Source organism: Micromonospora sp. NBC_00330, assembly GCF_036136635.1.
Lineage (GTDB): Bacteria > Actinomycetota > Actinomycetes > Mycobacteriales > Micromonosporaceae > Micromonospora > Micromonospora salmantinae.
In genome coordinates this window covers 4,750,375-4,768,546 of record NZ_CP108012.1, presented here as the reverse complement: position 1 = coordinate 4,768,546, position 18,172 = coordinate 4,750,375, and the positions used below count along the sequence as shown (strand labels likewise).

Here is an 18,172-nt window from a genome sequence, read left to right as displayed (position 1 = left end):
TCGAACGGTAACGGCCGGCCGGGTCGGCCGCGTCAGCCTGCGGGTGGTCATCCCACAGGACGACGCACCGGCGTGTGCGGGCTTCGGACTCCACCCGTGGGAGGGCCGCGAAGTGCCCGCCCCGGCCCGACGCGCCGCACCCGCCGCGTTCGGCACGGTAACGGTCATGACCACAGACACGGTGACCCTGACGGGGCTGCGCGCGGTGTACGGCACCGGAACCCGGCGGGTGACGGCGCTCGACGGCGTGACCACAAGCTTCGCGAGCGGCACGTTCACGGCGGTGATGGGCCCCTCCGGCTCGGGGAAGTCCACGCTGCTGCACTGCGCGGCGGGCTTGGACCGCCCGACCGAGGGGACCGTCACGATCGACGGCACCAGCCTCAACGACCTCGGTGAGGACGAGCTGACCCGGCTGCGGCGGGACCGGATCGGCTTCGTCTTCCAGGCGTTCAACCTCGTGTCCACGCTGACCGCCGCGCAGAACGTCGAGTTGCCGTCGCGCCTGGCCCGCCGCCGCCCGCCGGCCGGGGATGTCACCGCCGCCCTCGACGCCGTCGGCCTCGCCGACCGGGCCGCGCACCGGCCGAGTGAGCTGTCCGGCGGGGAGCAGCAGCGCGTCGCCGTGGCCCGAGCGTTGATCACCCGTCCGGCGGTGGTCTTCGCCGACGAACCCACCGGGGCGTTGGACAGCGCCTCCTCCCGGCAGGTGCTCCGGCTGCTGCGGGCGCTCGTCGACGACCACGGGCAGACCGTCGTGATGGTGACCCACGATCCCGCCGCCGCCGCGTACGCCGATCGGGTCCTCCTGCTGGCCGACGGCCGCGTCGTCGACGAGCTGACCGGCCCGATCACCGCCGCTGCCGTCGCCGCCCGGATCGCCGAGCGGGAGACCGTCTCGGAGTCGTCGTGCTGAGCGTCCGGCGGGCGGCCAGCGCGTTCGTGGCCGTCGCCATCGGGGTCACGCTGGTCGCGGCGGCAACCCTGCTGCTCGCTTCCGGCCGCCCGCAGGTGCCGGACCGGCTGGCGCGGGCGGCGGTAGTGGTGCAGAGCCCCGAGGCGGGTGCGTCCGCTGAGGAGTTCGTGCCGACCCGGCCCTGGTCCGCCAGCGCGGCGGCGGAGTTGGTAGGCAGGCTGGCCGGTCTGCCGGACGTGGTGGCGGCGGTGCCGGACCGCACCTTCTACGCGCAGCCGCTCGTCGAGGGGCGTCCCTCGGCCGCCGACACCCGGCGGGAGGACGCCTACCAGGGGCACGGCTGGTCCAGCGCCCAGCTGGGTGGGCTGCGGCTCACCGCTGGCGAGCCACCCCGCCGGCCCGGCGAGGTGGTCGTCGACAGCGCGCTCGGACTGCGCGCCGGCGCACCGGTCACAGTGCTGACCGCTGTGGGCCCGGAGTCGTACACGGTCACCGGTCTGGTCGACGGACCCGGCGTCCATGTCGCGGACGCTGTCGCCGCCGCGCTCGCGCCCGGTGTGCGGGCCATCGGGCTGGTGCTCGCCCCGGACGCCGATCCCGAGCGGGTCGCCACGGCGGCTCGCGGAGTCGTGGGCGACGACGGACGGGTGCTCACCGGTGCCGCCCGTGGTGAGCTGGAGCCGCGCGGCGACGCCCGTACCCGGTGGATCGGCATGCAGGTGCTCACCGCCACGGCAGCCCTCGCCGGTTTCGTCACCGTGTTCGTGGTCGCCTCCACCTTCGCGTTCACCATCGCGCAGCGCCGCCGTGAGCTGGGCCTGCTGCGCGCCGTCGGCGCCACCGGACGCCAGGTCCGCCGCATGGTCTACGCCGAGGCGCTCGCCGTCGGCGTCTCGGCGGGACTCGTCGGCCTGCTGGTGGGCGCGGCGCTCGCCCCGTTGCTGGGTCGGCTGCTGGTCGACGTCGGCTACGAACCGTCGACCTTCCGGGTCCGCTACGAACTCTGGCCGGTAGCGGTCTCGCTCGCCGCCGGGCCGGTGATCGCGTTGCTGGCCGTCTGGTCGGCGTCCCGCCGAGCGGCGCGGGTCCGCCCGTTGGAGGCGCTACGCGATGCGGCAGTGGAACAGCGACCGATCGGCCGGCTGCGTGCCGTCACCGGGGCGCTGCTCCTCACGGCGGGGGCCGCTCTCAGTGTGGGCACGGCGACCGCCGACGAGGCGCGGGTGGGGGCGCAGTACGCGCTCTACGCGGTGATGGCGCTGGTGGCCGGCACCACGGTGCTCGCCCCGGTGGTGGTCGGGCCGCTGGTGTGGCTGCTGCGTTCTCCGGTGCGTCGGCCCGGTGGCGCGATCGGGATGCTGGTCCGGGGCGGGGCGTTGACAGCGACCCGGCGGACCGCCGCCATCGCCGCGCCGGTGCTGCTCACTGTCGCGTTCGCGGTGCTGGTGTCCGGGATGGTGCGCACCAGCACCGCCGCGTACGCGGCGGGTCGGGCGGACAACGTGAACGCCGGCTGGATCGTGGTGCCGGACCGCGCGCCCGGCCTGTCCGACCGGGCCGTCGCCGCGACCGGTGGCACCGCGCTCCTGCCGACCACCGTCTACCGCACCGACCCCGGAACGTCGCCACCGGACCGTCCGATGACAGCGCTCGGCGTGGATCCGGAGGGCTTCGCCGCCGCGAACCGGGTGCTCACCGTCGTCGCCGGTTCGCTGAACGACCTGAGGGGTGACGACACTGTGGTGGTCACCGCCTCGGCGAACCGGCTGCCGTCCGAGCCGTACCCGGTGGTGTTCGCCGACGGGACGACTGTGTCGTTGCGCGTCGTCGCCGTGGTCGACGACACCTCGATCCCCGGCGACCTGCTCGTGCCCCGGGCCGTGGTGCGGGCGCACGACCCGTCGGCGCTGACGTCCACCGTGTACGTCCGGGACCGCATCGATCCACCGGTCGGCGCGCGGATCCTCGACGTCCCGGGCTGGGCGGCCGAGGCGGACGCCGCCGAGGACCGCCTCGTCTGGCTCTTCACGGTGCTGCTGATCGGGGTGTCCGCCGGCTACGGGGCCATCGCGGTGGCCAACACGCTGCTGCTGGCCGCCGCCGGCCGCGCCGCGGACCTGCGGCTGATCCGGATGGCCGGCGCGACCCGACGGCAGGTCATCTGGCTGGTCACGGCGGAGTCCGCCCTGGTGGTCCTGATCGGCGCGCTGCTGGGTGGGGCTGTCGCGTTCGTCGGTCTGCTCAGCATCAGCGCCGGCCTCGCCGAGCAGGTCGGTGCCCCCGTCGACCTGGTGATGCCGTGGTCGGTGGTCGCCGGGGTGGTGGGCCTGTGCCTGCTGCTCGCTGTGCTGTCCAGTGTGTTACCGACGTGGCGGCTGCTGCGCCACAGTCCCGCCCGGTCACCGGTCGGCGGATGACCGCGCCCCCCGCACTGGCGGTTGGGCCGCTACCGTCCACTGATGCGATTCGCGCGCCCGGTCGGGCTGCTCCTCTCCGCCGCCGCCGTCGCGCTCTGGGCGTACGGCATGACCACGTGGCAACCGCTGACCGAGCCGCTCGGCCCGTGGTCGGAGCGCCTGCCGGGCAACAACACCTACTGGGCGCGCGACCTGCGGTTCATGGCGATCATGGCGGTGCCGCTCGGGCTGGTGCTGGCCGGGCGGGGGCAGATGCGGTGGAGCGGTCCGGCGGTGGTGCTGGGCGGCTGCTGGATCGCCGCTGACGTGGCTGTCGACCGGGCCGACCCGATCGGCGTCGACGCGACGGTGCTGCTCGCCGTCGCCGGCTACGCCGCGCTCGGCGTGGTCGTGGCGCTTCTGCTCTGGTGGGAGCGCCGCACGCCGCCAGCGCGGGAGCCTGGCACGCCGCAGACGCGGGAGCGTGGCACGGCTCCGGCCACCGACCGGCGGGTGCTGACCGGGGCGGCCTGCGTGGCCGGGGTCCTGACGCTGGTGGCGGCCGCGATGGAGTCACCGACCGACCGGGAGCCGGAGCTGAACCAGGGCGCCCTGGCCACCGCGGCGCTGCTGGTGGTGCTGGCCGTCGGTGCCGCGCTGGCGGCGGCTCCGGCGCGGACCCGGATTCGCGTCGGGTTGGCGGGCGGCCTCACAGTGGTGGCCCTGCTCGGCGTCGGGCTGGTCCGTGCCACAGCGCCCGGCGAACGACTCCTGCCGGAGGTCGCTCTCGGGGCGGTGCTGCTCACCGGGGTCACAGTGCTGGCCTGGGACTGGCCGGGTGGTCGGCCGATCTGGTGGCACCACGGCCTGGCCGCGCTCATCGCGCTGGTCGGCCCGTTGGTGTTCCTGGTGGCCACGGCCATCCCCATGATGATCATGATGCCGATCGGCGCGACGTTCACAGCGCTGGCCGGCAACAGCCCGATCCACGCCGCCGACTCCGATCTGCTGGTCTCCCTGGCCGGGCTGCTCTCCGGACTCGGAATGGCCGTGCTGCTGGCGCGACCTAGCGTCGAGGACCGTCGGCAGCTCCGCTAGCTCACTCGACGACCGGCAGCACCACCTCGTTACGGCGCAGGAACCACGGCTTCCACGGCGGGTCGAAGCGCGCGTACCGGATGGCCCCGGTCGGTTGCAGCCCGGCCGCGGTCACCGACCGGCCGAGCATCGTGCCCCGCTGGCTGAACGCCTGCTCCGTCCACCGCCCGGAGAACCGCATCGCCGCCGCCAGCCGCGCCGGCACCGCGCGGATCCGCACCCGGGCGTCCACTGGCTCGGGCAGGGTGGCGGTGGTGAAGCTGGCCGGCATGACGAACTGGATCAGGTACGCGCCCGGCCACTCACCCTCGATCTGCACCACCGGCACGGTCATGGCGATCTTCTCCGAGCCGCCGGCCGCCGCCATCGCCGGCGCGGCGGAGCCGATCGGGTGCCGGGCCCGATTGGCGCCACCGATGTACGCGGCCAGCGGCCGGAACGCCTCGATCGGCGCCCGGGTGAAGGACGCCTGGATCTGCATCTCGGCCACCAGGTGGGCGGGGTACCGACGCAGCTCGAAGCCGGGGTGTCGGGACACCACCCGGTACGGCTGCTGTTCGGTCATCGCGCGGCTCCCAGGGTCTGCTGGGACAGACGCTACCGCCCGTCCGGCTCCCGCTCGGCCGAAGTCGGCCGCTCCGGCCCTGGGGCGATGGCCCGGGTGGTCAACCGCCAGTACTGCCGCTTGCCCTCGTCGCGCAGCACCACCCCGATCTGGCCCAGCTCGCGGCGCAACTCCCGGGCGTCGTCGCGGCGGTCCCGCTCGACGGCCCGTTCCCGGGCACGCAGCAGCGCGTCCGCGCCGGCCGGCAACCCGGGCAGGTCCGGAACCCACAGCCGGTACGCCGACCGGTGCGGGTCGTCGTCCGCCCAACCCCAGCCGTGCTCCCGGAACGCCGCCGCCAGCTGGGCGGCCGGCAGGTCAGTCGACTCCCGGACCAGTTCCGCGCCGTCGGCGTCCAGCAGCACCAGGTGCTTGTCGGCGAGGAAGACCACCCGGGTGTCGACCCGGGCGATGGTCCGGTTCTCATCGGAGCGGCGTAGCTGGACCTGCGCCCCGTCGACGGTGACGATCAGCCGTTCGGCGGTGCCGATCCCGGCGATGACCAGGCCGGCCAGGACGCCCACCCCGATGGTGCCGGCGGTGGCCTGCGGCTCGGGCAACCGGTCCAACCACTCGATCAGGTCGCTGAACGGCACCCAGGGCAGACGGGCGAGCCAGCCCGTCGCCGCCGCGAGGAGCCATCCGGCGCCCGCGCCGAGCAGCGGGAAGCCACCCCACATGACCGCCAGCTCCAGCGGGCCGCCGCTGACCACGGTGCGTGGACGGTAGCTGGCCATGTCCATGGTCAGGACACCTCGCGGCGCAGCGTCCGGAACAGGCCGGCGGCCAGCGGGAGGACCATCCAGACCAGCAGGGACACCACTACCCGCCCCCACTGCTCGCCGGTGACGGCGTCGCTGCTGAACAACGGTTCCATGGTCTTGCTGGTGTCCAACCATTCGGACGGACCGCGCAGCGGCTTGACCATCTCGCCGAGCACCCCCCACAGGGTGGGCAGCAGCAGGTAGCCGACGATCGCCAGCGGCGGGTTGAGCAGCAGCAGACCGAAGGCGGCGCCCATCAACACGCTGGTGACCTGGAGGATCCCCGCGTTCAGCAGCAGCGACCAGTCGAACTGCCAGGTGCCCGCCCCGCCGATGGCGGACGCCACCAGCGTGCCGACTGCGGCGACGGCGAGACTGGCCAGCACCGAGGCGAGCGCGGTCAGCGACACGGCGATCAGCTTCGCGGCGACCACCCGCTCGCGGCGGGGCACCAGGGCGTACGTGGTGAGGGCGGTGCGTTGCGACCACTCACTGGTGATCGACAGGATGCCCAGCACCGGCAGTAGCACCGACACCGGCAGCAGCGAGGGGACGAAGAAGTTGGGGAAGGTCTGGTCGGCGTCCCCGGCGTAGATCAGTTGCAGGGTGACGATCGCGGCGGTGACCAGAGCGATGGTGATCAGGAGCCAGCGGCCGGCCCGGGTGTCGACGAGCTTGCGCATCTCCACGGCGCTGAGACGGAGCAGCGACGGTCGGCGTACCGGGGTGTGGTGCCGGGGCGCGACGGCGCCGGCGGCGGGCGCGGTGGTGGTGGTCATCGGACGGCCTCCTTGGTCGATTCGCCGGCGGTCAGGGTGAGGAAGAGCTGTTCGAGGCCACCGCCGCTGGCGGGGCGCAGCTCGGCCAGCGCGACGCCGGCATCGGCGGCGGCCTGGCCGACCGCCTCGGCGTCGGCCTGCACGAGCAGCCCTTCCGAGCTGTCGGCGGCGCTCAGGTTGGCCACCTCCAGCGCCCGGCGCAGCGCCGCACCGTCGCGGGCCCGGACCACGGTGCCGCCACCGGCCAGCAACTCGTTCTTGTCGCCCTGGGCCACGATCCGGCCGCCCCCGATAACCACCAGCCGGTCCGCGACCGCCTCCACCTCGCGCAGCAGGTGGGAGGAGAGCAGCACGGTGCCGCCCCGGTCGGCGAAGTCGCGCAGCAGGCCGCGCATCCAGAAGATCCCCTCCGGGTCCAGGCCGTTGGCCGGCTCGTCGAGGATCAACACCCGGGGGTCGCCGAGCAGCGCGTGCGCCAGCCCGAGCCGTTGGCGCATGCCCAACGAGTACGCCCGTACCCGACGCTTCGCGGCCACCGCGTTCAACCCGACCAGGTCGAGCTTCGCGGCGACCTCGCGCCGGTCCAGACCCATGGTGTACGCGGACAGCGTCAACGCCTCGCGGCCGGTGCGCCCGGCGTGCTGTGCGGAGGCGTCCAGCAGCACCCCGACCTCCCGCCCCGGGTTGGGCAGCTCCTGGTACGGGTGCCCGGCGACGGTGGCGCGGCCGGCGGTCGGCGCGGTCAGCCCGCAGATCATGCGCATGGTGGTCGACTTGCCGGCGCCGTTGGGGCCGAGGAAGCCGGTCACGGTGCCCGGCTCGCACTGGAACGACACGTCGTCCACGGCCGGGTGCGGCCCGTATCGCTTGGTGAGGTTCTCCACGGTGATCATGCGGTTGAGCCTGCCCGCGCCGCCCGGCCATCCGCTGCGGCCACCGGTCGGTGCCGTGTCGACCTTGGTCGACGTTCGGGTCTCGACTTTGGTAGCTGGTCGTGGTGCCCGTCGGCTGCCTAGCATGGGGCCGTGACCAGCCTCGCCGTCCCCGAGCACCCCTGGCTGCTGCCAGGGGAGCTGGTGGTGCCGGCTGACCGTGGGCGTACGCGTCCGCGCCGCACCACCCGCGACTGGATCGTGGACAGCGTCGCGTTCCTGATCTCCCTGCTCTGGGTGCTCTTCGCCACAGCCGACGCCCTGTCGCCCGACCCGGCGATGACCACCGCGCTCCCGCACGACTGGATGGCCGGCGCCGACGCCCTGATCGGGCTGGTCTGCTGCGGGCTGCTCTGGTTGCGCCGCCGATGGCCGCTCGGGCTGATAGTGGCCACGACACCGCTGACCATGTTCTCGATGGCCGCCGCCATCCCGCTGCTGATCTTCTACTTCACAGTGGTGGTGCATCGACGGACAGCGGTCGCGATCGCGGTCACCGGTGCCGGCCTTCTCACGAACCTGGTCTTCAGTTGGCTGCGTCCGGATCCGCACATGTCGTACTGGGAGACCACGTCCTGGGGTGTGGTGCTCAGCTTCGCGGTGCTGGCCTGGGGGATGTTCGTCCGGGCCCGCCGGCAGTTGATCGTGTCGTTGCGGGAGCGGGCGGAGCGGGCCGAGGCGGAGCAGCAACTACGGGTCACCCAGGCCCGCCACCTCGAACGCACCCGGATCGCCCGGGAGATGCACGACGTGCTGGCCCACCGGATCTCGCTGCTCAGCCTGCACGCGGGTGCGCTGGAGTTCCGCCCGGACGCGCCGGCCGACGAGGTGGCCCGGGCCGCCGGGGTGATCCGGGGCAGCGCGCACGCCGCCCTTCAGGACCTGCGGGAGGTGATCGGGGTGCTCCGGGCCGAGGACGACGGTGCCGGCGACGCCCCGGAGCCGCCGCAGCCCACCCTCGCCGACCTGCCGGCCCTGATCGCCGAGTCGCGGTCGGCCGGGGTGCGGGTGAACGTCAGCGACAGCGTCGCCAGCCCGGGTGAGGTGCCGGCGGCGCTGGGCCGGGCCGCGTACCGGATCGTGCAGGAGGGGCTGACCAACGCCCGCAAGCACGCTGCCGGCGCTGCCGTCACGGTGGACGTGGCCGGCGGGCCGGGCGCCGGGCTGACAGTGGCGATCGGCAACCGGTGGCCGGTCGGGGCACCGGCCGGCGGCACGCTGCCCGGTGCTGGCACCGGCCTGGTCGGCATCAGCGAGCGGGTGACACTGGCCGGCGGGCGGCTCGCCTACGGTCGGGACGACAGCGGTGACTTCCGGCTGGCCGCCTGGCTGCCGTGGCCGGCGTGACCAGCCCCGCCGGAGCACCGGACGCGACCAGCCCTGCCGGCGCGGCCGCCCCGCCGGTACGCGTGCTGATCGTGGACGACGACGCGTTGGTCCGGGCCGGGCTCTCGATGATCCTCGGAGGTCTGCCGGACCTGGCAGTGGTCGGCGAGGCGGCCGACGGTGGTGAGGTGCCGGCGGCCGTCGCCGCGTACGCCCCGGACGTGGTGCTGATGGACATCCGGATGCCCCGGGTCGACGGGCTGACCGCCACCGAGGCGCTGCGTGCCCAACCGCACCCGCCGGAAGTGTTGGTGCTGACCACCTTCGACGCCGACGAACAGGTGCTGCGGGCGCTCCGCGCCGGGGCGGCCGGTTTTCTGCTCAAGGACACCCCACCGGCGGAGATCGTGCGCGCCGTACGCCGGGTCGCGGCCGGCGAGGCGACGCTCTCGCCGACGGTGACCCGGACGTTGATCGCCCACGTGACCGCCGCGGCCCCCGGCCCGGTCGGCCCGGACCCGCGCCGCGAACGGGCGCTGCGACAGCTCACCGGGCTCAGCGAGCGGGAGCGGCAGGTGGCTGTCGCGCTGGGGCGGGGCCACACCAACGCGGAGATCGCGGGGGAGTTGTTCATGAGCGTGGCGACGGTGAAGGCGTACGTCTCCCGGCTGCTGACCCGACTGGAGTTGAACAACCGGGTCCAGGTGGCGTTGCTCGTGCACGACGCCGGCCTCGTCTGACCAGCGGTCTCGCCGGGCCAATGATTGAGCACACCAACACGGACGAGGTTACACTCGTTTTTGGTTGTTCCATCGTTGGTTGTGTCGGGAGTGATCGTGGAAGGCTTCGTCGGACGGGACCGTGAGCTCCAGCTCCTGGGCGGCATCCTTTCGCGGGTGCAACGGGGTGGCCGTGCTGGTCGGCCTGGCCGGGCCCTTCTCATGCGAGGTCGCCGACGGGTGGGCAAGTCCCGACTGGTCGAGGAGTTCGTGGAGCGGGCCGAGGTGCCGCATCTCTTCTTCACGGCCTCCGCGCAGCCGACCGTCGCAGCCGAGCTTGCCCTCTTCGTGGAGGAGGCCGCCGCCTCGACGCTGCCGGGTGCCCAGATCCTCCGGGAGCAGCAACCACAGACCTGGGACGCCGCGCTGACCCTGCTCGCCGCCGCGCTGCCGTCCGACCGGCCGAGCGTCGTCGTCCTGGACGAGATGCCGTACCTCGTCGCGGGCGACCCGGGCTTCGAGGGAACGCTGCAGAAGGTCTTCGATCGCGAGTTGTCCCGGCGACCGGTCCTCCTGATCTGCGTCGGATCGGACCTGGCGATGATGGAAGCCCTCAACGACTACGGCCGGCCGTTCCACCAGCGAGCCACGGAGATGGTCGTTCCGCCGCTGAGCCCGGCCGACGTCAGCGAGATGCTCGGCCTGTCCGCCGCCGACGCGTTCGACGCCTACCTGGTGTCCGGCGGTCTGCCGCTGATCCTCGACGAGTGGCCGACCGGCGCATCCGTCCACGAGTACCTGACCGACGCGGTACGGGATCCGACCTCTGCCCTGCTGGTGAGCGGCGAGCGGGCACTGGCGGCGGAGTTCCCGCCCCAGTCCCAGGCGGGTCTGGTGCTACGGGCCATCGGTTCCGGTGAACGGACCTTCTCGCTGATCTCCCGCGCGGCCGGGGACCTTCCGCAGGCGTCCCTGAACCGCGCCCTGCGCCTGCTGACCCAGAAGCGGGCCGTGGAGGTCGCCGTTCCGCTGTCGACCAAGCCGTCGCGGGAGACCCGGTACGCGGTGGCCGATCCGTACCTGCGCTTCTGGTTGTCGTTCCTGGGGCCGCACCTCTCCGAGATCGAGCGGGGGCGTGGCGACCTGACCCTGGACCGGATCGACCGGTCGTGGACGTCCTGGCGGGGGCGGGCCATCGAGCCTGTCGTCCGGGAGGCGCTGCGCCGGCTGTCCGGTGACCATCTGCCGGCGGAGGCGGCGACGATCGGCGGCTACTGGACCCGGACCAACGACCCGGAGATCGACATAGTCGGCGCCGACCGTGCGCCCGTCGCTCAGAGGATCAGCTTCGTCGGATCGGTCAAGTGGCAGGAGAGCCGACCCTTTGACGCGCATGACCTGGGCCGGCTGCTCCTGCACCGGTCCCAGCTTCCCGGCGCCGACGAGTCGGTGCCGGTCGTTGCCGTGTCGCGCAGCGGCAGTGCCGTCGACGGCATCCGGGTGCTGTCGGCGGAGGATCTGCTTACCGCGTACCGGAATTGAACTTTCGTCCGGTGTCCGCCGTACCCATGGCCGAGGATGTCGGTGCGGTAGGTCCGCCGTACCGCTGCCGAACTGCGGGAGGCCTGCCGTGCGAGTTGGTGAGCAGTCGACGGATCCCATCGATCAGGTACTGGGTGAGGTGCCAATGCCGGCACCCCTGACCCCGGAGGATGTCCGGCTCGCGGTCCGGGCGGTGGTCGTGCACACCGCCGAGGAGTGGCCCACCGGGCCGCTGTGCCGCAACGACGGCGCCTCCTACCCGTGCCGGCTGCACCGCTGGGGGCGACGGGTGTTGGAGGCACACGGGCTCAACGAGCGGCAGATCGAGGCGTTGATCCGGCACGGTAATCCGTTCGTGCACGTGCCGTTCCCGTTCACGGCGACCGGGCCGTCGCGGCAACAGGCCGCGCGGGTGGTCCCCCAGGGGATACGGCACACCGCTGCTGGCCGGCCGGTGACTCCCCCCGTCACCGCGCCGCGCTGGCCCCGGGCGAGCTGAGCGCGCTACCCCTCCGCCCATCCGACCCGGGGCGACACGACGTCGGCCCGGCGCGAGGATTCCCCCTCCGCGTCGGGCCGACGTCGCTTCGAGCGCGTGGGCTCAGTTGCCGACCCCGCAGTCCGGGGCGGCCCAGCTCGTCGTGTTCGAGCTGTTGTCGCTGTTGTTCTCCCGACGCGAGTCGACGTGCACGTGGTCGTCGTGGTCGGGGTAGCCCGGCCCGTAGATCCCACTGAAGCCGTTGTTACGGGCGCCGCGGGCGACCTGGCACAGCGAGGACGTTCGTGAGGTCACGTCGGCCGCGTTGCCGTACAGGTGTTGACTGTCGGACGCGCCGCCGACCTGGTTGTTGCAGGCGCGACTGCGGAAACCGCTCGACACGTTGAGCGGCTTGTCACCGAGGCTCTTGCGCAGCGCCTCCAGCTTCCACATGGTGCGCAGCGCGTTCTGCTTGGTCTGGTTCGCCGACAGCGGGCCGCCGCTCCACCCGCTTCCGCCGCACCCGTTGTCCAACTCGCCGTAGGTGAAGTGCGCGGGAGTGCAGTCGTTGTCCTGGAGTTGGTACAGCTTGGCGAACGTCTGCGGGCCGGCGATGCCGTCGGCGCGCAGCCCGTACGCCTGCTGGAACCGCTTGACCGCGGCGGCGGTCTTCGGCCCGTAGCGGCCGTCGTTCTCCACGATGTCCCGGTAGCCGGCCCACCCGGCGACCCGGATCTGCAACTGGCGGACGTCGTCGCCGGAGCGCCCCTGGCTCAGGGTGCGGTTCCAGGTGTAACAGCCGTCCGCGTACGCCGCCGGTGCGGCGATCACCGTGGCGATTGCGGCCCCGGGCAGTGCCAGGGCGAATGCGACGGCGACCCGCTTCAAGGTGTTTACGCGCACAGAAGTCCTCCCGATAGGAGAGCGAATGGGGTGGCTCCAGGACATCGACCGAGAAGTCCCGTGATTTCCACCCTCGCACTGATCAGTGCCGTTGGAGGTGGTTAACGAGAATCGTGCTCACAATCCGCTGTCCCTGGGGATTGGCTGGGAATTCGACTGATTTGCGAAACAGCCATTTCCGGCCGATCGGTCCTCCTGCGGTCAAGGGCACCGAACGTCGCAATCTGCCACACGCAGGGTGATGTTCCCGGGGGGATGGCGGCCGGTACCGTCAGCTCCGGGACGGCGGACTGGCGGAGGTGCGCGTGGCACGCGGTGGCGTCTTCTGTGTCGAGGGTCAGTGGCACCGTGACCTCAACGAGCGGGGCTCGGTGCTGCCCACGCTGGAGCTGCTGGAGCGGCTGGGCAAGATCCGCTTCATCCACAAGGACGCGGCCACCCGCGACGAGTTGTTCTACTTCCTGGACCGTTGGCTGCTCAAGCAGTACGCCGACCACCGGGTCGGCTTCTTCGCCATGCACGGCGAGCCGAGCCGGCTCTGCCTCACCGACTGGCAGTCGGTCGAGTTGAACGAGGTGGCCGAGCTGATGGCCGGCCGCGCGGAGGGGCGGCGGCTCTATTTCGGCAGCTGCTCGGTGCTGCGCGCCTCGGACGCGGTGCTGCGCGAGTTCCTGGAGGTCACCGGAGCCGCTCTGATCTGCGGTTTCACCCGGGAAGTCGACTGGGTCGAATCGGCGGCCTTCGAAACCGTGCTCCTCGACGTGCTCGCCAACGGCCAGCGACACAACGCCGCCGAGCTGCGGATGGGCTCCGCACACTGGGCGCCGCTCGCCTCGTACCTCGGCTTTCGGGTGATCTACGCCAACGGTCGGGCCTGGCGTCCGTCCGGCCGTCCCCGGGTGCCCACCCAGGCGGTGCGCCGCGCCGCGGCCCGACCCCGCTGACCCGCCGCCGCCGCTGCGCCCGCACCCTGGTAGGAACGGGGAATGGCACGCAGCATCGCAAGGAACACCCGGGTCGACCGGGACGGCCTGCTCGACTTCCTCCGGCCGCGACACCGCGTCGTGCTGATGACCACCCGGGCCGACGGGCGACCGCAGTCCTCCCCGGTCTCCGCCGGGGTCGACGGGCAGGGGCGGCTGGTCGTCTCCACCTACCCGGAGCGGGCCAAGGTGAACAACCTCCGCCGCGACCCCAGGGTCTCGGCCTGCGTGCTCAGCGACGACTGGAACGGCCCCTGGGTGCAGATCGACGGCACCGCCGAGGTGCTCGACCTGCCCGACGCACTGGAGCCGCTGGTCGAATACTTCCGCAGCATCTCCGGTGAGCACCCGGACTGGGACGACTACCGGGCGGCGATGGTGCGTCAGGGCAAGTCGCTGATCCGGGTGACCATCGACGCCTGGGGTCCGATCGCCACCGGTGGCTTCCCGGCCCGCCTCGCCGACTGACCGTTCGTTCGGTGGATCAACAGGCTGGCGTTCATCGAATACGGTGAGCCAGGCAAGATCCACTGACGCGAACGGGGACCCATGAACGACCTTTCTGCTCCTCGCCGGCTGCTCGCCTGGGCGGTGCCCGCCACCCTGGCGCTCGCCGTCGTCGCCCCGGCCCTGCCGGCCCAGGCCGCTCCGGCCAACACCCCGACCTCGGCCGTCGTCGGCCCGGTCGACAAGGACCTCAACGGCGACGGCGTACCGGACCTGGTGGTCGTCGGCGGCACCGCCGGGCTCGACTCGGGGGTCTGGGCGGCACGGGGTCGGGTCGACGCGACCACCGGCGTGGGCACCGGCCGGGTGAAGGTCCCGGCGGTGAACATCGGCGTGCACGGCAACGGGGTCACCGGCAATGCCTCGCCGACCGACTTCGACGGCGCCCAGGTGATCACCGGCCGCTTCTTCGGCACCGCGAACCAGGACTTCCTGGCCTACTACCCGGACGGCGTCAGCGCCGGCAACGGCAGCTTCATCGCGGGCGCTGGCGACGGCACGATGGTCAAGCCCTACGGCGGCAGCGCACAGGCCACCCTGAGCTCCGACCTGCTTGTCGACGAATACGGCAACGTTCCGATTCAGCTCGTCAACGGGTACACGGCCGACGGCGCCGACACCGGCATCGCGGACCTGATGGGCATCGTCGGCGACTCGACGAACGGCTACCGCCTCACCTACTACCCGAACATCGGGGCGCCCAGCCTCTACTTCCCTCGTCTGCCGCTGAGCAACGCCACCCCGACCGGCGGCAGTGACTGGCAGAACTGGACCCTGGCCAGCACCGAGCTGGCCTCGGGCACCGCGCTGGTGCTGCGGAACGCCACCACCGGTGACCTCTACCTCTGGCGGGGCGTCACCATGACCGACAACGGCGACGGGACCGGCACGCTCTCCTACACGCAGTACCGGCTCGCCTCCGGCTGGAACACCGGTGTCGCGATCAGCGGCCTCACCGCCGCCGACCTGAACGCCGACGGCGTGGCCGACCTGTGGGCGGTGTTCCCGGACGGCACCGTGCGGGCGTACCTGATCTCGAACCTCTCCGCCACCAAGCCGGCGAAGATCCGGGCGATCCAGGCGCAGCAGCTCCGCTGACCTGAGGCGTGGGGCCCGTCAGCCGCGGGCGACGGGCCCCACGCCGCTCAGTCGATCAGGGCGGCGTAGACGAGCTGGCGCAGCTGGGAGCGGAGCGGGTAGGTGCTCGACGGCATCAGCTGCGTGAACAGCAGCGCGGTGATCTCCTCGGCCGGGTCGACCCAGAACGCGGTGCTGGCCACCCCGCCCCAGTAGTACTCGCCGACGCTGCTGGGCAGCCGGCTGGGGATCGGGTCGTCGACCACAGCGAAGCCGAGGCCGAAGCCGATCCCGTCCAGGCTGGTCTCGGCGAAGCCGCCGGTGGACAGGGTGCCCAGGTCCTGACCGCCGGGCAGGTGGTTGCGGGTCATGAGCCGCACCGTGCGCGGTCCGAGTAGCCGGACGCCGTCCAGCTCGCCGCCGCGCAACAGCAACTGCGTGAACCGGTGGTAGTCGGCGGCGCTGGAGATCAGGCCGCCACCGCCGGAGAGCAGCGCCGGCTTGCTGAACGCGAGCGACCCCAGGCTGTCGTAGCGGACGGCCCGGCCGCTGCGCGGTTCCGGTACGTAGAGCGCGGCCAGCCGGTCGGCCTCGTCGCCCTCCACCCACCAGCGCGTGTCGGTCATGCCCAGTGGGCCGAAGATCCGGTCGGCGAAGAACGCGTCGAGGCTCTGCCCGGAGATCACCTCGACGAGTCGGCCCAGCACGTCGGTGGCGACGGAGTAGCCCCACGCCGAGCCGGGTTGGAACAGCAGCGGCAACTCGCCGAAGGCCGCGCAGGCGCCGGCCAGGTCGACGTCCGCCGGCGGGTACAGGTCGTAGCCGGCGGCACGGTAGAGCCCGTCGACCACCGAGGTCTGTATGAAGCCGTACGTCAGGCCGGCCGTGTGGGTGAGCAGGTGCCAGACCCGGATCGGCTCGACCGCCGGCACCGTGTACGGCTTGAGCGCCGACCCCTTGGAGTAGACCCGCAGGTCGGCGAACTCGGGCAGCCAGCGGCCGATCTCGTCGGTCAGCTCGAACCGGCCCTCCTCCCACAGCATCATCGCCGCGACCGAGGTGACCGGCTTGGTCATCGAGTAGATCCGCCACAGGGTGTCGGCCTCGACCGGTGCGCCCGACTCCCGGTCGCGTAGCCCGTACGTCGAGGAGTGCGCCACCTCGCCGCGACGGGTGACCACCACCTGCCAGCCGGCCAGCCGGCCGTCGTCGACGTACCGGCCGAAGTGCTCGTCGATCCGCGCCAGCCGCGCCCTGTCGAAACCGATCTGATCCGGGTCCTTGCTCCGAGCCACACTCACGCCGCCGAACCTACTCGCCGGTACACCGACACCGTAAGGGGGTCGGCGCCGGCCCGCCGGCCGCCGGCTGTCGGCGGCGCCCATTAGCCTGGCCGGATGCCGGAGTTGACCGAGGACGTGACCTTTCGCAACGAGGACTGGTACGGCGAGGAGCTGACCGACCGGCACTTCGTGGGTTGTGAGTTCTTCGGGGTGGACCTGACCGAGGCGGTGAGCAGAGGCGCGGTCTTCACCGGGTGCACGTTCGGCAACGTGGCGTTCAACGCCTCCCGACATGTCGACTCCGCCTTCACCCGTTGCGTCTTTCGGCGGTGCAACTTCTTCGAGGCCGAGTTCACCGGCTGCAAGCTGGTCGGCAGCACCTTCAGCGAGTGCGATCTGCGTCCGTTGACTGTGGACGGCGGTGACTGGTCCTTCGTCGCGTTGCCCGGTGCCGACCTGCGTGGCGTCCGGCTGACCGGGGTGCGCATGCGCGAGGTGGACCTCACCAGGGCCAACCTCACCGGTGCTACGGTCACCGGTGTCGATCTTTCCGGGGCGCAGCTGACAAACGTCCGGCTCGGCGGCGCCGACCTGCGGGGCAGCGATCTCACAGCGCTGGACCCGACGGTCGTCGAACGGGCCGGTGCCGTGATCGACGTCGAGCAGGCAGTGGTCGTCGCGCAACTGCTCGGCTTCCGGATCGGCTGACCCGAAAAGCGCTGGTGGTCTGCCCAAGTGCCCGTCCGGGCGGCCGGGTTGTCCGACAGCGTCCCATTGTGGGCTGGACACGTCCGGCAGTCCGGATCTAGCGTGTCGTCCACGCCCGGGTAAACGTGAAACTGCGCACAGTGGATGGTGTGGTCCTCGGCGGTCCAAAACGGCCGGGCGGCGGAGTTGGAGGGGTCGGTGGCGGACGAAGACCGCACGCGGGCTGGTTCGAGGGCTGGCGACGCGCCGCCGAAGCACCGTCCGCGTGCCATTACCGCCGGGGTGACCCGCAGCGTGTTGCGCCGCGCCCGACAGCGGCGGCGCTGGGCGGTGGAGGGGGCCGCCGTACTCGTCTGCCTGGTGGTGTTGGTCTCGTACCTCGCCACCCGGTCCGGTCCGGCGCCGGACGCCGACCAGGCGGGTCCGGGCGGCGTGCCCGCCCGTCCCCCCGGTTTCCCGGCCGCCGACGCGCGCACCGGCGAGGCCGGGCCGGCGACGCCCGGCCTGCGTCCGCGCCAGCGCCCACCCTCGCCGGACCCGACGCCGTCGGCCAGCGCGCCCGCCCCGCCTCCGCCGAAGCCCGGTTCGCCGGCGCTGACGGTGAGCCGGGGCGAGATGCCCGCCATCGTCGACCTCACCGCCGTGGGTGCCCGGGACTGGGTGCACTGGGGGGAGCGCGGCGGCAGGTCGATGAACCGCAAGCGTTCCGGCTCCGGCGAGATCATCGACGGGGGTGGCCCAGGCCGGCGCGTCGGTTGGGACGGCAACCAGGAGTACGTGCGCTGGGCCGACGGCACGCCGGAGCGGTCGACGCACGGCAGCTCCAACGGCGTCTACACCTGCGGTGCCGGGAACGGGTTCAGCCTCGCCGTCGCCGGCAGTGGCGAGCCGCGCACGGTCCAGCTCTACGGTGGCATCTGGATGGCTCGGGGGCGACTGGAAGCGCGGCTGTCCACCGGCGGGCCCGCCAGCACCGCCCGACTGGAGGACCCGTACACCAGTCAGAGCGCCCAGTTCACCATCCGCTTCACAGTGCCCAAGGGCGCCCGGCTGCTGCTGAACTGGACGGTCGAGAAGGTCTTCACACCGCACTGCGGCAACGTCGGTCTCCAGGCCGTGGCGGTGCGTTGACTGACTGACTGATCGCTGTGCGTTCG

At 72.5% G+C, this 18,172-nt stretch carries 18 protein-coding genes; 12 read left to right on the top strand and 6 right to left on the bottom strand.

Features of this window, described 5'->3' with window-relative positions; genetic code table 11:
- Nucleotides 1–166 precede the first annotated feature (166 nt).
- Genes OG598_RS21455 through OG598_RS21445 form a run of 3 tightly spaced genes read left to right on the top strand, consistent with a single transcriptional unit; the run spans nucleotide 167 to nucleotide 4,410 of the window.
- Complete coding sequence (locus OG598_RS21455) at nucleotides 167–916, top strand: ABC transporter ATP-binding protein (RefSeq protein WP_328650782.1); 750 nt, start codon at nucleotides 167–169, stop codon at nucleotides 914–916.
- Complete coding sequence (locus tag OG598_RS21450; protein WP_328650781.1) at nucleotides 910–3,333, top strand: ABC transporter permease; 2,424 nt, start codon at nucleotides 910–912, stop codon at nucleotides 3,331–3,333. Before OG598_RS21455 ends, OG598_RS21450 begins: the two co-directional genes overlap by 7 nt.
- Before the next feature lie 42 nt (nucleotides 3,334–3,375).
- Complete coding sequence (locus tag OG598_RS21445; protein WP_328650780.1) at nucleotides 3,376–4,410, top strand: hypothetical protein; 1,035 nt, start codon at nucleotides 3,376–3,378, stop codon at nucleotides 4,408–4,410.
- A 1-nt stretch (nucleotide 4,411) separates the two neighbouring features.
- Here the strand turns inward: OG598_RS21445 and OG598_RS21440 are convergent, their stop codons facing one another.
- Genes OG598_RS21440 through OG598_RS21425 form a run of 4 tightly spaced genes read right to left on the bottom strand, consistent with a single transcriptional unit; the run spans nucleotide 4,412 to nucleotide 7,450 of the window.
- A complete protein-coding gene (locus OG598_RS21440) occupies nucleotides 4,412–4,975 on the bottom strand; it encodes an SOUL family heme-binding protein (protein WP_328650779.1) in 564 nt (187 codons plus the stop codon).
- 32 nt (nucleotides 4,976–5,007) lie between these two features.
- Nucleotides 5,008–5,757 (bottom strand): YqeB family protein, encoded by a 750-nt coding sequence (locus OG598_RS21435; protein ID WP_328650778.1) that lies wholly within the window; start codon nucleotides 5,755–5,757, stop codon nucleotides 5,008–5,010.
- Between the two features lie 2 nt (nucleotides 5,758–5,759).
- On the bottom strand, nucleotides 5,760–6,557 hold the full coding sequence (locus OG598_RS21430) for an ABC transporter permease (protein WP_328650777.1): 798 nt from the start codon (nucleotides 6,555–6,557) through the stop codon (nucleotides 5,760–5,762).
- Nucleotides 6,554–7,450: an ABC transporter ATP-binding protein gene (locus tag OG598_RS21425; protein WP_328650776.1), complete on the bottom strand. Its 897-nt coding sequence runs from the start codon at nucleotides 7,448–7,450 to the stop codon at nucleotides 6,554–6,556. The genes OG598_RS21430 and OG598_RS21425 overlap by 4 nt, the downstream gene beginning before the upstream one ends.
- Nucleotides 7,451–7,582: 132 nt before the next feature.
- Here OG598_RS21425 and OG598_RS21420 point away from each other — a divergent pair, with 132 nt between their 5' ends.
- The 4 genes from OG598_RS21420 (at nucleotide 7,583) to OG598_RS21405 (ending at nucleotide 11,575) form a co-directional block, all read left to right on the top strand.
- Nucleotides 7,583–8,836 carry a sensor histidine kinase gene (locus OG598_RS21420; protein WP_328650775.1) on the top strand — a complete coding sequence of 418 codons (1,254 nt, stop codon included), beginning with the start codon at nucleotides 7,583–7,585 and terminating at the stop codon, nucleotides 8,834–8,836.
- On the top strand, nucleotides 8,815–9,555 hold the full coding sequence (locus OG598_RS21415; protein ID WP_328655398.1) for a response regulator transcription factor: 741 nt from the start codon (nucleotides 8,815–8,817) through the stop codon (nucleotides 9,553–9,555). Before OG598_RS21420 ends, OG598_RS21415 begins: the two co-directional genes overlap by 22 nt.
- Nucleotides 9,556–9,774: 219 nt before the next feature.
- Nucleotides 9,775–11,076, top strand: a complete 1,302-nt coding sequence (locus tag OG598_RS21410; RefSeq protein ID WP_328650774.1) for an ATP-binding protein — start codon at nucleotides 9,775–9,777, stop codon at nucleotides 11,074–11,076.
- Nucleotides 11,077–11,221: 145 nt separating this feature from the next.
- Complete coding sequence (locus tag OG598_RS21405) at nucleotides 11,222–11,575, top strand: hypothetical protein (protein ID WP_328650773.1); 354 nt, start codon at nucleotides 11,222–11,224, stop codon at nucleotides 11,573–11,575.
- Between the two features lie 102 nt (nucleotides 11,576–11,677).
- Here the strand turns inward: OG598_RS21405 and OG598_RS21400 are convergent, their stop codons facing one another.
- Nucleotides 11,678–12,457 (bottom strand): D-Ala-D-Ala carboxypeptidase family metallohydrolase, encoded by a 780-nt coding sequence (locus tag OG598_RS21400; protein ID WP_328650772.1) that lies wholly within the window; start codon nucleotides 12,455–12,457, stop codon nucleotides 11,678–11,680.
- A 305-nt stretch (nucleotides 12,458–12,762) separates the two neighbouring features.
- On the opposite strand from OG598_RS21400, the gene OG598_RS21395 reads away from it, so the two are divergent.
- From OG598_RS21395 to OG598_RS21385, 3 genes are all read left to right on the top strand, one after another.
- Nucleotides 12,763–13,401 (top strand): DUF6642 family protein, encoded by a 639-nt coding sequence (locus OG598_RS21395; RefSeq protein ID WP_328650771.1) that lies wholly within the window; start codon nucleotides 12,763–12,765, stop codon nucleotides 13,399–13,401.
- A 42-nt stretch (nucleotides 13,402–13,443) separates the two neighbouring features.
- On the top strand, nucleotides 13,444–13,908 hold the full coding sequence (locus OG598_RS21390) for a PPOX class F420-dependent oxidoreductase (protein WP_328650770.1): 465 nt from the start codon (nucleotides 13,444–13,446) through the stop codon (nucleotides 13,906–13,908).
- An 81-nt stretch (nucleotides 13,909–13,989) separates the two neighbouring features.
- A complete protein-coding gene (locus tag OG598_RS21385) occupies nucleotides 13,990–15,045 on the top strand; it encodes a hypothetical protein (protein ID WP_328650769.1) in 1,056 nt (351 codons plus the stop codon).
- Between the two features lie 47 nt (nucleotides 15,046–15,092).
- On the opposite strand, the gene OG598_RS21380 is transcribed toward OG598_RS21385, so the two are convergent.
- Nucleotides 15,093–16,325, bottom strand: coding sequence for a serine hydrolase domain-containing protein (locus tag OG598_RS21380; RefSeq protein WP_328650768.1), 1,233 nt, complete (start codon nucleotides 16,323–16,325; stop codon nucleotides 15,093–15,095).
- A 96-nt stretch (nucleotides 16,326–16,421) separates the two neighbouring features.
- On the opposite strand from OG598_RS21380, the gene OG598_RS21375 reads away from it, so the two are divergent.
- Both OG598_RS21375 and OG598_RS21370 read left to right on the top strand, forming a co-directional pair.
- Nucleotides 16,422–17,015 (top strand): pentapeptide repeat-containing protein, encoded by a 594-nt coding sequence (locus tag OG598_RS21375; RefSeq protein ID WP_112582257.1) that lies wholly within the window; start codon nucleotides 16,422–16,424, stop codon nucleotides 17,013–17,015.
- Nucleotides 17,016–17,297: 282 nt separating this feature from the next.
- Nucleotides 17,298–18,146: a hypothetical protein gene (locus tag OG598_RS21370; protein WP_328650767.1), complete on the top strand. Its 849-nt coding sequence runs from the start codon at nucleotides 17,298–17,300 to the stop codon at nucleotides 18,144–18,146.
- Nucleotides 18,147–18,172 lie beyond the last annotated feature (26 nt).